The 14,433-nt window shown below is 57.4% G+C and carries 10 protein-coding genes and 2 pseudogenes; 6 read left to right on the forward strand and 6 right to left on the reverse strand.

What is annotated here, in order from left to right; translation table 11 throughout:
- From R6U20_RS02880 to R6U20_RS02905, 6 genes and pseudogenes are all read right to left on the reverse strand, one after another.
- Positions 1-561, reverse strand: a 561-nt coding sequence (locus R6U20_RS02880; protein ID WP_410336367.1) for a glycoside hydrolase family 97 N-terminal domain-containing protein, incomplete at its 3' end; no start/stop codon positions are given.
- A gap of 236 nt (positions 562-797) precedes the next feature.
- Positions 798-1,448, reverse strand: a complete 651-nt coding sequence (locus R6U20_RS02885; protein ID WP_410336368.1) for a hypothetical protein — start codon at positions 1,446-1,448, stop codon at positions 798-800.
- Between the two features lie 411 nt (positions 1,449-1,859).
- Complete coding sequence (locus R6U20_RS02890; RefSeq protein ID WP_410336369.1) at positions 1,860-2,201, reverse strand: RrF2 family transcriptional regulator; 342 nt, start codon at positions 2,199-2,201, stop codon at positions 1,860-1,862.
- Positions 2,202-2,533: 332 nt separating this feature from the next.
- Positions 2,534-3,301 carry a hypothetical protein gene (locus R6U20_RS02895; protein ID WP_410336370.1) on the reverse strand — a complete coding sequence of 256 codons (768 nt, stop codon included), beginning with the start codon at positions 3,299-3,301 and terminating at the stop codon, positions 2,534-2,536.
- A 197-nt stretch (positions 3,302-3,498) separates the two neighbouring features.
- Positions 3,499-4,815, reverse strand: a complete 1,317-nt coding sequence (locus tag R6U20_RS02900; protein ID WP_410336371.1) for a hypothetical protein — start codon at positions 4,813-4,815, stop codon at positions 3,499-3,501.
- A 547-nt stretch (positions 4,816-5,362) separates the two neighbouring features.
- Positions 5,363-5,590: pseudogene (locus R6U20_RS02905) on the reverse strand (putative quinol monooxygenase); the annotation flags it as partial.
- Between the two features lie 497 nt (positions 5,591-6,087).
- On the opposite strand from R6U20_RS02905, the gene R6U20_RS02910 reads away from it, so the two are divergent.
- From R6U20_RS02910 to truB, 6 genes and pseudogenes are all read left to right on the forward strand, one after another.
- Entirely contained in the window at positions 6,088-7,923 is a 1,836-nt protein-coding gene (locus R6U20_RS02910) for a cation:proton antiporter (protein ID WP_410336376.1), read from the forward strand.
- A gap of 262 nt (positions 7,924-8,185) precedes the next feature.
- Positions 8,186-8,668, forward strand: coding sequence for a ribosome maturation factor RimP (gene rimP, locus R6U20_RS02915; protein ID WP_410336372.1), 483 nt, complete (start codon positions 8,186-8,188; stop codon positions 8,666-8,668).
- A 33-nt stretch (positions 8,669-8,701) separates the two neighbouring features.
- On the forward strand, positions 8,702-10,111 hold the full coding sequence (nusA, locus tag R6U20_RS02920) for a transcription termination factor NusA (protein ID WP_410336373.1): 1,410 nt from the start codon (positions 8,702-8,704) through the stop codon (positions 10,109-10,111).
- Between the two features lie 183 nt (positions 10,112-10,294).
- A complete protein-coding gene (gene infB, locus R6U20_RS02925) occupies positions 10,295-13,546 on the forward strand; it encodes a translation initiation factor IF-2 (protein WP_410336374.1) in 3,252 nt (1,083 codons plus the stop codon).
- A 119-nt stretch (positions 13,547-13,665) separates the two neighbouring features.
- A complete protein-coding gene (gene rbfA / locus R6U20_RS02930) occupies positions 13,666-14,061 on the forward strand; it encodes a 30S ribosome-binding factor RbfA (protein WP_410336375.1) in 396 nt (131 codons plus the stop codon).
- Between the two features lie 60 nt (positions 14,062-14,121).
- Positions 14,122-14,433: pseudogene (truB, locus tag R6U20_RS02935) on the forward strand (tRNA pseudouridine(55) synthase TruB); the annotation flags it as partial.

The raw sequence follows: 14,433 nt of genomic DNA on the forward strand, positions 1-14,433 counted from the left end.
GGTGAGCGGCGTGTGTACCGTATCGGCCTCGCTAAGCGGCGTATTTTCAAAGTAATACTCAAACCGGTTCCACTGGTACGCGTCGATGTACCACGACTCATGGTCGCCCGTCATACGAAACTCGGTCAGCTCATCCGCAATGCGAAACTGCTCCAGGTCCTCCTGCTCGGGGAATTCGTAGCGGAAGCCCACGCCATCGTCGTAGACGCGAAACGTGACCACCAGGTCGCGCCCCGGCGCCTCCTGCTCAGTCAGCGTGATGCGCAGTTCGTTGTAGTGATTGCGGATGAACTGCTTCTCGCCCCACACCTGCTCCCACGTATTGTCGAACGACGACGTATCGACCGCGGTGATCGCGAACGGGCCGTCGAGGTCGGGCGCATCTTCGAGCGCAAAGCCGAGCGGCGAAGGTTCCACTACCGGCTCGCCCAGCCGCGCAATGTGGTACATGGGCACGCCGCCGTCGATCTCCACTTGCACCGTGTTAATGGTACTGGGGGATGCGACCGCCGGACGCTCCGAAGCAGGAGCATCGTCAGCAGACTGGGCCGCAGCAGGCATGGCGCACAGTAGTATCGTAGAGGCGAACAGCAGGGCGCTCAGTAGCGGGCGAGGCAGCATAGATAACAGTTCGATGGCAAACAGAAGCGAGCAATCTGCCCAGTGGCAGACCACCCTCCGAAATGCAACGCACGCGGAAGGGGTTTCAAACGGAGCGGAGGAATGAGCTTTTCGGCAGCAGTCCGGTAGGCGAGAAATGGGGCGCCGCGTTGGCTTTAGCCCGGCAAGTCAGGCAGCTATAGCCCGAACCGATAGGTGAGCTCAACAAAGCCCAAAATGTCGGGGGTGGGACGTATGGTTTGGCTGGGGGAGACGAACGTCAGTGTAGACGAGGTAGGCAGCCGCACGCCAATCCGGAATGTGTCATGGATCAGCAGACCACCAACAAGCGCGCCGGTCACACCCGTTTCTCCCGCATCAACGGTATATCCGTCAGGCGGATTCTCTGAAAATGACGGGGCCAGCGTGAGCAATGGTCCTCCCCCTGCAAATACGCGCAGCAGATCCTGCTGAATGTACGGCAACGAATACATACCAGTACCCTCTACCGAAACAAGGTGCGATTGAAATGTAAAGGGCGCTTGCGCAGTCCCCGACACTTGTCCCGACACGCGGTTATACCCGATGCGCAGATCCAATCCGTATTGGTCGTATCGCCCCATACGCCGGTCGACGCCCAGGTGCACCGACGGATGCGCGGCGGTCACATACTTCAGCACATTATTGGTTGGATTCTGACGGAGCGCGCCGCGGTATCCATACGCTGCGATACCAATGCCGCCATATACCCCGTCCAGAAAAAACGAGCGCTCGCCTCCTAAAGAAGCACGCTCCTCCCCCGGCGAATCGCTGACCTGTGCGTATCCCGGATGTGCAGCGAATAGCATAAGCCCTCCAAGAAAAAAAACCACGATGCGCCTCTTCATGGGACTGTCGTTGTTACGAAAGCGGTTTTCCTCGGTCTGTGCCCGCCCCTCTTTTTGAGGGACAGGTTCCACTGCGAGCCTGCCATGCCGTATCCAACCCGCATAGCCGAACTCGTGCGACAACGGATTGGGCTATGGGTTCAGAAGGCGTACAACCTCCCCAGCATCCTGGCATCCCGGACAATCCGACTCCTGTTGAGAGCAGAACCGGGATCTACTCGTTTCTCGATCACTCAATCACTTCAGGGATAACGACTACCCATCATCGTTGAGAAAGCGCTACGTAGCGGTAAGGCGCACGTCGTAATCCTGGATGCGCGTGGCCATTGCGGCAAGCGATGTGTTGCGGAACAGCGTCGCCAGCTGTCTGCGCTAATCGGCCCATTGATCATGGAGCGGGCACGGGGCTCCTTCGCCACAACCGGGCAGGCCAAATACGCACTCTGTAAACAGCGCCTCGCCGTCAATCGACACTACGATTTCGTAGAGACTGATGGCCTCGGGGTCGCAGGTGAGGGCGACGCCGCCACTGGGCCCCCGGTGCGAGGTGAGGAGACCGGCTTTGTTGAGCTGCTGGAAGATCTTGGTGAGATACGGAAACGAGATATCCAGTGCGTCGCTAATCGAGCCAATCGATACGTACCCGTCCTCATCAAGCGAGGCCAAATACAACGAGGCACGCAATCCGTATTCGCAACTCTTGGAAAGCAGCATGCAGCATAGACAACTGTATAGAGGACAACCAGGAACGAAAGAACGAAGCGAGACCCGGACTACGTTCCCAGAGCGCGCTTACTTGCAGAGCGCGCTTACTTGGTGCTGTAAGTCTCTTGCGGGAAGCCCAGCGGGCGCGATGCGTCCATCGGTGTAGATATCAATGTTGTCGGTGTAGCGTACAGAGGCCGGCAACAGCAGTAGGGACACGGTGCGCCGTGTCCCTACGGGCTGAATGAGGTCCTTCAGAACGCACTACCAGCAGATACCGAAGTACGAGACGTCACCTAAACGTCATGTGTTGGGCGGCGCTGCATGGCAGTGATCGTTCGCTACTGTACGGTGCTAAACACACCGCCCCGGATCATCCACCCAAATGAGGAGCCCGGGCGGCGCGGGAACTCGCCAGGTGTAGCGGCAAAGCGCCCTTCGATGGTCATTGCAGGCTCCAGCGGCTGCACCGTATGCGGCGGCGGTTCGGGCAGATCGCGGGGCGCGCCCGAGGTGGGCATATTGGCGCGTAGCGAGTCCTGGAATGCCTCGAGATCTTCAACCGATACGCTGATTTCCACCCCCGCTTCCAGCGCAAACGACCCAACAATGCCGTCATCGCTGGCCTGCTCCACGGTAAGCGACCCATCGCGCAGCATGTACGAACGCAGCGAATCATCAGCCACGCGCGTGTAATTCGTCATGAGCCGATCGCCAAAGAACAGCCCCGGACGGCGGCAGTCCGACGGATCCTCGCACGGCAGGTCGAAGCCGAGGTCGTACGAGCCTTCACCAAGCGGCTCCTCGCCAATGTGGGTAAACGAAAGCGAGTGAGACGCGCCGGTGTCATCCTCCCCAAATAGTTGGACGGCGGTCAGGGTGTAGCCCGAATCGCCAATCGGGAGGAAGAACGCGGCCTCGTCGGAGAAGGCGTCGTTGCCACCAAGCGCAGCGTTGCCCGCAATCGTTGTGTTCAGCGGCGCACCGATCTCCATCTCAGCGTAGGGATCGGGCATCTCCTCGCCGGACTCGACCGAGTCGCAGCCCGTGATGGCAAGTGCCGCCATCAATAAAACGAGAGCACAGCGTGTTGTGGTAAGATATCGCATGGCAAGTTACTGGCTGGTTGTCTGTCGAGATATGTATATGTTCACCTGTCATAGCTCAGACGGATCTACGACAGATAAGTCAGAAGTCTTTACGTTCATTGCATACTTTAGGACACATCCATTTGTTTTGCAAGAAGGCATTGCTCGCACTTTCCCATTCACACACCATCGTAACACCTGCTGCAACGTCGCGCCTTTTATTCCACTGTTCCTCGGCTGTAGTAGATACCTTCTGGATCACGGTCAATCATACGAAGAGACGCATGAACATCTCCGGTTTCGTCTGTGGCTAATCCGATATGTTGTGATGCCCCATCGGTGTCGAGCAAGTTTTCAGTGGAAGTCCATGTTTCACCACTTCCACGGAGATAGAAAGCGGGGAAGGAGGTGGTGCTGAATCCACTTTTCTGGAAGACGAGATTTGCGGCACCAGTTCCATCAATGGCAACAGAGGAAAAGGTAAGAAACCCATCGATGGAAAAAGAGGGGGTAAGATTTTTAGCCTCCGTCCATTCCGTACCGCCGTTCGGCGAACAGCTCCCGAATATCGCATCAGCACTCAAGTCTCCGTTCAGGCTCTTAGCCCAGACAATGTACAATTGGTCGTTGGTGCCGTAGCGGATAAAAGGGGTTTGTGCAGGCTCGCTGTATCCTGAACGGTCTACCAGCACGCCCTCCGACCATGTTTGCCCGTTATCTTCAGAATGTGTCACAAACACGCTATTCCGATCTCGCTCTTCTCGGGTTGTATCAGGGGCCAGGTAGGTGACAGAAAGAACCCCTGTTTCGCTAAACGCGATATCAGGATCAAATCCGCCTCCCTGTCCTCCAATTGGTGTTTTACCACCCGTCCACCCCGATGTATTCCGAACAAAGTGCCGGATTTGAGGAGGCGTTTCTTCATTTTCCTGGGAGGTTAGCACGATATGAGGGTGTCCCTCATCATCAAAAGCAAAACTGCGTGGTGCAGCAAAGAAGTCATCGCTGCGCGAAGCGAACACTTCTTCGGCAGGCTGCCAGGTCTGGCCGCCATCGGTGCTCTGGGTGTAGTACACAGCATCTGGTACAACGTCGGGGCGCGGAGTGGCATCCTGCAGTCGTTCTCCCCACATGAGATGAAGCGTACCATCGGGTCCTGCTGCAAGCGTGGGATTCATGGAAGGCGTATCGCTCTGTGACAGGTTAACCGGCTCTGTCCATCCTGACGCCGTACGTCGTACGACATACACGTCTTGTATTGTCACGAACGTTCCAGTCGTATCTACCTGATGAAATGCGATGACCGGTTCGCCATCGTGGATGGCTACATCAGCATGAGTGGCAATACCGTCCACATCGACAGGCACCTGCTCCGGGGTTTCCCACGTCACGGACGAGGATAGCGCGTCGCCCTCACAAGCAACCGGGTCAGGCTCCGGGGGCTCCGTGGTCGTATCACATCCGATGAGTAAAACCACCAGTGCCAGCTTTATCGCTACGCGCCCAACCAGATATGAAATAGATTGCGGAGTCATGGCGTTCAGTTGTTATATAAATGTATGCAAGAAAATGACAAACAAATGGCCGAGGACTTGGCGAGAGAATGCCATGTCCCCGGCTAACTTGCACCGCTAAAACGACCACGTGTATTCCCAAGCGCCAGACCAGTCTTGAATTCTTACGTACCCATTTGGGTAATCCGTGCTCTCGTCGTATACGAGATGGTTCCCTCTCTGACTATACCACGTATTTGTTTGGTAATTGAGAGTAGCAGAAACTCCTGCAAAGCGGCCGTCGAAACTGTAATCGTAGCCTATGTATGCAGGGAAAAAGTCAACATAGGACGATCCAATTACGTCCAAGTAAGAGACATTTTTGGTGGTTCTGGTATTGGACCCCATCCATACGCGTGAAAGAAAAGAGTTAGGAGTTACGCACTTGACCCGAGGGGCGTCATTTCCTGCCTGTGGACGGGGCGGAGCCCCTAAACGACGGCGTCACGAGGCAGAGCCTCGCGACGAGATGACATTCGTGAGTTGCAACTGCGTAAGTCCTGCTATGATTAATCTCACAGCGCAGCGTCTACTTCGCGGCCAGAATCTCCACTTTTTCGACTTGCGGCGGCTCGGTGAGGAGTTCGTCGGCGCGGGCAAAGAGCGCTTCCGCAATCTCACCATCGAGATGCGCCTGACGGCCGTCTTCGCCCGCAAACGTATCAAAGATGCCGAACGTCGATTCGTCAATTTGAAGCGCGTACCAGGCGATGGTTTTCTCTTCGGCCTCTGCTGCAGAAAGCGCGCCCTCTAAGAACGGGTTGTGCTATAGGTTCAGAAGTCGCACAGCCCCCCAACGCCCGTCATCCAGATCCTGAATCGAGTTCAGGACAGGCAAGGCGCCCCTGGCGCCGCTGATCCGGAGCCGAGCGAAGCGACGCACGAAGTAATCCATTCGCCGGTTGAGGGCGCATTCACTCCGCTAACGTATCCCTCCATTGGGGCATGGATCCCAGATCGTCGCTCCGCTCCGTCTGGGATGACGGTGTGGGGGCATAAACAAGCATTTTTGTATGTTCAACAGCGATCAGATGTATAGCACAACGCGTCCTGAGAGAGGTGCTACTACCCCAACCATTGACCTGTGGCAGAGCACTACGGATCGTTCGTAGTCCCCATCTGTATGCATAAATGATTAACACTTCTGTACTTCTCAACGCACGTTGTTTTTGCATACGCGCCTGGGAAACGTTGCCATGCTCGTTGTCTCTTACACTGAGACGGTAGGTTCTTGTGGATGCGTATCTTCTTCCCATCGTCGCTGGCATCTTCATACTGGGTATCCTTGCTCAGTTCCTGGCCCGGCGGCTCCAGATTCCGAGCGTCTTATTTCTAATTTTTATTGGCGTTGCACTCGGTGGGGAAGGGCTGGGCCTCGTCACGTACGATCTCTTCGGTAAGGGGCTATCCGTTATTGTTGGCCTCAGCGTGGCCCTTATTGTATTCGATGGGGCATTCCAGCTACGAAGGGAACGCCTTCGGGAAGCGCCTACTGTTACGCTCCGGCTGGTTACACTCGGCGCAGTAGTTACGCTGGCGGGTACTGCCGCAGCAGTCTACTTGCTTCTTGACGTGCCATTGTCGATAGCCTTACTGGTTGGCGCTCTGCTGGTAGCGACCGGACCCACGGTTATCACGCCTATTCTGGAGGTGGTGCGCGTGCGAGAGCACGTGGCCTCTGTTTTGGAGGCAGAAGGTATCATTAACGATGTCACGGCGGCCATCGCATCGATTGTCATTTATGAGACGATGGTCATAAGCGACGCAGGTACAGCAGCGAGCCTGGTGGCCTTTGCCGAGCGGCTGGGGTTCGGGCTCCTGGCAGGGGGAATCACGGCAGGAGTCGTGTACTTCGTGCTCACACGCGACCTGATCCCGGGTGATGCACCGCAGGTCGCGCGCTTCTTCTTTCTGAGCGGGGCCATTGGTGCGTTTGCACTGGCAGAGGCAGTGGCTGCAGAGGCAGGTATTGCCGCTGCCGCGTCGGCGGGTATCCTGCTTGGCAACCTGGAGCTCCCCCACGAAGAGACCATGGAGACGTTTGGGCGTGACCTTACGCTCATTATGCTCTCTTTTATATTCATTGCGTTGGCAGCTCTCATCGACATCGACGCGATGCTCGCGCTCGGCGTGTGGGGCATTGCATTGGTGCTTGTCGTGGTGCTCGTCATTCGCCCTGTCGTGATTGCTGGCGCCACGGCGGGGGTGGAGCGATTTACCATACCTGAACGAATCTTTCTTGGACTGGTCGGCCCGCGCGGGATCGTGCCAGCAAGCGTAGCCACGCTCTTTGCTATCGAACTGGCAGCTGAGGGCGACGCCGCCATGGCCGATGTTCTTACCGGTGCGGTCTTCCTCGTTATCTTCTTTACTGTCGTGCTTGAGGCCGGTCTTGCACGACAAATTGCACAAGCTCTTTCGGTTTCCCCTATGAAAACACTCCTCATCGGCGGCGGTCATATATCGCGCGCTCTGGCTGAACGTCTCGAAAAGCGAGGCGAATACGTCATCATCGTAGAAGCAAACGAACAGGCTGCAAGCCAGCTGCGCGAGGATGGGTTCACCGTGCTGGTCGGCGATGGGACCGAGCCCGATTTGCTGAGGAAAGCCGGAATTGAAGGGGCCAAGCAGGTCATTGCAGTGACTGAAAACGACAACGACAACCTGCTCATCTGCCAGCTTGCACGGTCCAAGTTTGGCATCGAGGACGTGTTCGCACGCGTGAATGAGTCGAGTAACATGGAGGCATTCGACACGCTGGACGTGACAGCCATTGACGTAGCGATGGCTGCCGCTTTTGTAATTGATAACGAGATCGAGCGGCCTGCGATCACGCACTGGATGAACGTGCTGGGAGAGGGGCACGATATACAAGAGGTCAAGATTACCGCTGATGACCTTGTAGGGCGGTCAATCCGTGAGCTTAACAAGCAGATTCCGGGCGGCTGTATCGTCGTTGTAATTGCACGCGACGACACAACCTTTGTCCCTTCTGCCGACGATACGCTCAAGGTGGGCGACCGTCTCACATTTGCAGGAGACGAGCAGGCCGTTCAGGATGCGGTAAAACGGTTTCACCCACATGATTGAGTAGCAAGCGTACCAGCTGGGTCAGGTTACCTCTGCGACCCGTATATGCAAATCGGTGTAACTGTGTACAAAGCCGTATCCCGTTAGAAACAACCGGTGGGCAGGCAAAGTACGCGCTATCCACTGGGACAACAACCTGCCGCGCCATTGTGGCGCGATGCCTGGGGTGGCTGCGGAGCCGCCCTTTTTTGTTGTACCACCCTGCCTGCATCGCTCACGACTTGGATGCGATACCGAGTACCTACGAACCAACCGCTCGCACATGACCAACGACGAGTCTGCACCGGTAACACTCGACGAAAAAATCCGTGCTGTGGTGGGTTCGGTGCTCCGCCCGACCGAGTACTTCTTGGTGGATTTGAACATTCGTGGGCATCGCGGTACGCGCGTCGTCGAACTCTTTGTGGATGGCGATGACGGCATTGGGCATGACGACCTGGCCGCGATCAGCCGCGATGTGGGATTCGAACTTGACGTAGACGACGTGGTGCCTGGGTCATACACCCTCGATGTGTCATCCCCCGGCATCAAACGTCCACTTACGGCGCCCCGTCAGTACCAGAAGAACGTTGGACGCGAGCTCCGCATTAAGTATGATGATCCTGATGATGGATCCACCCAGTACGAAGTTGTGACGCTGGCAGCGGCCGATGATGAAACCGTAACGATTGAACTGCCGTCGGGTGCTACGCAAACGCTGCCCTACACCGCGATTGAACGGGCCAAGATTGAACTGCCCTGGTAGTCGCCTCTCCTTCATGCAAGCCCCAAATACACCATGCGAAGCGCCGATCTCGTTTCTTCATTTGGAGAGATTGCTCGCGTCAAAGACATTGACCGGGCAACGCTGCAGATTATTGTCGAAGATGTGATCAGGGCAATGATCCAGAAGCGTTACGGGGCCGATGAAGCCTTTGAGATCATCTTCAATCCGAACCAGGGCGATATTCAGATCCTCCACATTCAGGAAGTGGTTGATGATTGGGATCTGGTCGATCCGGTGACCGAGATTCGGATAAGCGATGCGCAGGCTGTGGATCCCGACGTTGAGGTCGGCGAGGAGGTGGCTAGTGAGATGAACATCGAGGAGTTTGGGCGCCGAGCGGTGATGACGGCCCGCCAGACCTTCCAGCAGCGCATCCGCGACATCGAGAAGGAGCATATTTACAAGGAGTACTCCGAGATGATCGGGGAGATCGTCGTCGGAGAGATCCGCCAGATTCGTCGGCACGAAACGTTGCTTGTGCACGACGATAGCGTTGAAATGGTATTGCCCCGCCGCGAGCAGATCCCCGACGACCGCCATCGCAAAGGCGATATGCTGCGCGCTGTCGTGAAAGAGGTGCGCCGCGATTCGGGGAGCGACCCCCAGGTTGTGGTTAGCCGTGCCGATGAGACCTTCATGGAGCGTCTCTTTGAACTGGAGGTGCCCGAAGTGTACGATGGTATTGTCGAAATCAAGAAGATCGCCCGCATACCCGGCGATCGGGCCAAGGTAGCGGTTACCAGTCACGACGAGCGGGTGGACCCGGTGGGGGCCTGCGTGGGCGTGAAAGGCGTGCGCATCCATGCGGTGGTGCGTGAGCTATCTGACGAAAACATCGACGTGATGGAGTGGTCCGACGACCCTCAGACGCTGATCAAGCGCGCCCTGTCGCCAGCCGAGCCGGTAAGCGTTAAGATCAATGAAGAGGCCGAACCGCCTCGCGCCCGTGCCGAAGTCGCCGCCGACGAAGTGAGCCAGGCGATTGGCCGTAAGGGCGTGAACATCAAGCTGGCCGTGAAGCTTACGGGATACGAGATCGACGTCTACCGCGAAATTCCAGCGGATGAAGAGGATATCGAGATTCAAGAGTTTGCCGATGAGTTGGAGCCCGAGGTCATCGAACAACTGAAAGAGATCGGATGTGATACCGGAAAAGCAGTGCTCGAGCTGTCGTCTGGAGCATTGGCCCGCCGTACAGGTATGAACCGCGACACCGCCGATCATGTGATCGATGTGATCCGCACCGAGTTTCAGCGGGGCCCAACCGTACCCGATTTTCTGGCCGAAGGAGCATTCCAGGTGGAAGCCATGGGCGGTTCCGACGAGGACGAGGAACCGGCCGAGACGGAAGAGACCGGCACGCCAGACGAGTCCCAGCCGCGTTCGTCTGAGGCGAGTGTTGAGGTCGATCGTTCGGAATAGGCCAGATCCGGCAAAGCGCTGGATTTCGTCAATCAGGACCACGACTCTTCCGTGTCCGTTGTACTCATGCTTTTATCGTCATTGCTATGAACAAACCCGCATAGAAAGCTTCCCATGCATACTGCCTAATCGTTCTGCGTTCGGCCCCATTCGATGGGGCATTGAGTAACTTAACACCACTTTATGGCAACGACTGAAAAAAAAGCATTCAAGAAAAAGCGGCTATTCCGTGTCGCACAGGAGCTCAACATCTCGACCGACCGGGTCGAAGAGTTTCTGAAGGAAGAGGGATACGAGGACGCACTCACGGGATCGGGGCTGACTGCCAAGATCGCCGATGAGGAAGCGTACCTAGTGCTGCGGGAGAAGTATGCCGATGATGCCCAAGCGGCCGAGCGGATCCGAGAGCTGCGTGCGCAAGACGCCAGCGAAACGACCGACCGCGACAAGGTGGCTTCCATCGATGCTTCCGACGATCCCGAGCCAACGCCCGACTCCGACACGTCTTCCGAAGCCGAAGCTATCTCTGACGAGGATGCGGTCGCCGATGCGGACGTTTCCGACGAGCCCTCCGATGAACCCGATGAACCGGAGGTCATTCGTGCCGATCAGCACGCCAAAGGGGGACTCACGGTGGTAAGCGATGAGAGCACAGAGCCGGATGCGGCATCCCCAGACGCTGTTGACGCCGAGGCCGATGCTCAAGAATCCGAGGCCCAGGAAACCGCTGATGCCGAATCCGATGCCGAGGAAGCAGCTACAACAGCTTCCAACGCGGATGATACGCCCTCTGAGGCGACTCCTGTTGCTGATGCCGAAGCGGAGGATGAGCCCACGGAGACGCCCGTTGCTGCAGAAGACGAGACCAGTCCTTCTGCCGAAGCTACGGATGAGCCCGACACTTCAGAGGAGGAAGCGGCACAGCCTGCTGCCGAGGCGGAGGCTACGCCTGCAGTAGATGACGCATCGTCGGCTCCTGAAACCGAGCCCGATGCTGCGGAGGCGGAGGCCACAGGCCCCGAAAGTACAGACACCAAGGCTAAAGAGGAAGCTTCCCCGCAAGATGCAGTCCAGAAGGACGAGGCATCGAGCGATGACGAAATGTTAACTGCCGAAGGTTCCGAAGAAGCGGATACCGAAACGGTAGCGGCAGATGCTGACGTCCGCGACCCTGAAGCCTCTGAAGAATCTGAGGAAACCGAGGCTGAAGCAAAAGCAGACACCGACGACACCGACGACACAGCAGAAGCTACAGCAGAAGCCCCTGACGCCGATACAGAAGAGGCAGAGGGAGAACAGAAAGAGGCTGAAGCGAAAGACGGTACGTTAAAAGCAAATCGTTACCGCCTCTCGGGTACGCAAGTGGTCGGGAAGGTTGATCTCTCGAAGATGCGTCGCCGCAAGCGCAAGCGTAAGCGCAAGAAAAAAGAGAAGCAAGAAAAGAAGAAGAAACAGCGGCAAAAGAAGAAGCAGAAGCAAAAGCAAAAGAAGAAGCAGAAGCAAAAGCGCAAGAAGAGCCGCAAGCCGAAGGAAGAGGACGTCGAGAAGACGATCCAAGAAACGCTGCAAGAGCTCGAACAAGGCGCAAGCCGCGCGCGTCAGCGTCGCCGCCGTCGCCGCCGTCAGCGCCACGAAGAAGAGCGGAAGCGCGAACGTGAGCGCAGAGCCGAGCAAGAAAGCGTGCTGCGCGTCACCGAGTTCGTTTCGACTGGCGAGTTGGCCAACCTCATGGGCGAGCCTGTGAAAGAAGTCATCGCCTCGCTCTTTGACGCCGGCATGATGGTGTCGATCAACCAGCGCCTCGACCGCGACACGATTGAGTTCATCGCGGCGGAGTACGACATGGAGGTCGAGTTCATCGACGAGTTTAGCACCGATGCCATTGAGGTGCGCGAGGACGACCCGGATGACCTGGAGCCGCGTGCCCCGGTTGTGACGGTGATGGGACACGTCGATCACGGAAAGACGTCGCTGCTTGACTACATTCGCAGCGCGAATGTCGTTGCAGGCGAGGAAGGCGGCATTACGCAGCACATTGGTGCACACCAGGTTGATCTGGCCGATCAGGATGGATCCATCACCTTCCTTGACACGCCAGGCCACGAGGCGTTTACAGCCATGCGTGCGCGCGGCGCAAAAGCAACTGATATCGTGATTCTGGTGGTGGCCGCCGACGATTCGGTGATGCCGCAGACCATTGAGGCGATTAACCACTCGCAAGCGGCAGATGTGCCCCTTGTGGTTGCGATCAACAAGATGGATAAGCCGGAAGCCGATGCGCAGCGTGTGAAAGCCGAACTGGCCGAACACAACGTACTCGTTGAGGAATATGGCGGGAACGTGCAGTCTGCCGAGGTATCCGCCGAAACCGGGCAGGGCATCGACGACCTGCTGGAGAAGGTGCTCTTGCAGTCTGAATTGCTCGAACTGAAAGCCAACCCCGAACGCGAAGCCGATGGGGTCATCATCGAAAGCCGCCTGGAGAAGGGGCGCGGCAACGTAGTTACGGTGCTCGTGCAGAACGGGACGCTCGAAGTGGGCGACCCATTTGTGGCGGGCATGTACAGCGGACGCGTCCGGGCTATGTTCGACGAGCGCGACAATCGCATCGAAGAGGTCGGGCCCTCACAGCCTGCGCTAATTCTGGGCTGCAACGGTTCGCCCGAAGTGGGCGATCAGTTCGTGGTGCTCGACGACGAGAGCGAAGCCCGCGAGATTGCACAGAACCGCCAGCGTATCCACCGCGAGCAGGAGCTACGCCGTAAGAGTCAGCTCTCGCTCGACGAGATCGGTCGTCGCCTCTCCACGGGTGAATACAACGAGCTTAACCTTATCGTGAAGGCGGATGTGGGCGGCTCGGTCGAAGCCCTGGCCGATGCGCTCCTGAAGCTCCGTACCGACGAGGTGGCCGTGCGTATCATCCATAGCGGTGTGGGCGCCATCAACGAAAGCGATGTGATGCTGGCGCGTGCCTCCGAAGCCGTCATCATCGGCTTCCAGGTGCGCCCGACCTCGGGGGCCCGTGACGCTGCTAAGCGCGAAGAGGTAGATATCCGCACGTACTCGATCATTTACGATGCGATTGAGGATGTGCACGATGCCCTTGAAGGCATGCTGAGCCCAGAGAAGCGCGAAGAAGTGAAGGGCCGCGCCGACGTCCGCGAGATCTTCAAGGTGCCGGGTGTAGGCACTGTAGCAGGCTCGTACGTGACCGACGGTACCATCAGCCGCGATCATCGCGTTCGTGTACTCCGCGAAGGAGTCGTTGTGTACGACGGGCAGCTCTCTTCGCTCAAACGATTCCAGGACGACGTAAAAGAAGTGAAGACCGGATACGAGTGCGGAATCGCCATCGAGAACTTCGACGACATTAAGGTTGGCGATGAGTTCGAAAGCTACGTCGTTGTAGAAGAGCGGCGCACGCTTGAAGTCTAACGCCTGTACTCGCACATGCACACCACGTAACCAGGCGCTCGGTCTGGCGGGACACGTCCGCCGGTCGAGCGTCGGCTGCGTTGCTCACCGTCTTTGTTTTGTTGTCTCGTTTTCTTCCTATGAGTATCCGAACCGAACGTGTTGCTACGCTCATTCAACGCGAGGTAGCACAGATTCTCCAGCAAGACTATGCTGAACGCCTGACGCCAATGGTGACGATCACCGACGCGCGCGTCACGAAGGATCTCTCCATTGCGTATGTTTACGCAAGTGTGATGGGCGAGACCGAGGCCGAACGCAAGGCCACGTTTAAGCAGTTAGAAGCCCTTAGTGATGAAGTCCGGTCCAGCCTGGCCAGCCGGATTCGCCATCAGATGCGTACGATTCCGGAGGTGCGCTTCTTTTTGGATGAATCGCTCCAACGCGCCAAGCGCATGGAGACCCTGTTCGATCGCATCCGCGCTGAACGCGAACGGCGGCTCTCCGATTCTGAAACATCTGACGCGGCCCAGTAGGTGTTCTGGTAGATACGCGCCTGATTCGCATCCCCAAAACTTGTACCCTGCATTGCCTTCATGGTCACAGCTGCATCGCAGCGCCCCATTCCGCCTGGCATCGTGGTGCGTGCACCCAACTGCCCCGATCCGGTGCAGGCGGCGCTGCTCATTGACAAACCCAGGGGGCCTACCTCGCATGACGTAGTGCACCGCGTACGGCGTCATTTTGGGGGATGTAAAACGGGGCATGCAGGCACGCTCGATCCGCTGGCTACGGGGCTCCTCGTTCTGCTGCTGGGCAAAGCTACGAAACTGCAAGATGCGTTCATGCATCTGGGAAAAACCTATCGCGGCACGCTGCGCCTGGGGGCTACGACTCCCACGTACGAC

This window comes from Longimonas sp. (assembly GCF_046498435.1).
GTDB lineage: Bacteria > Bacteroidota > Rhodothermia > Rhodothermales > Salinibacteraceae > Longimonas.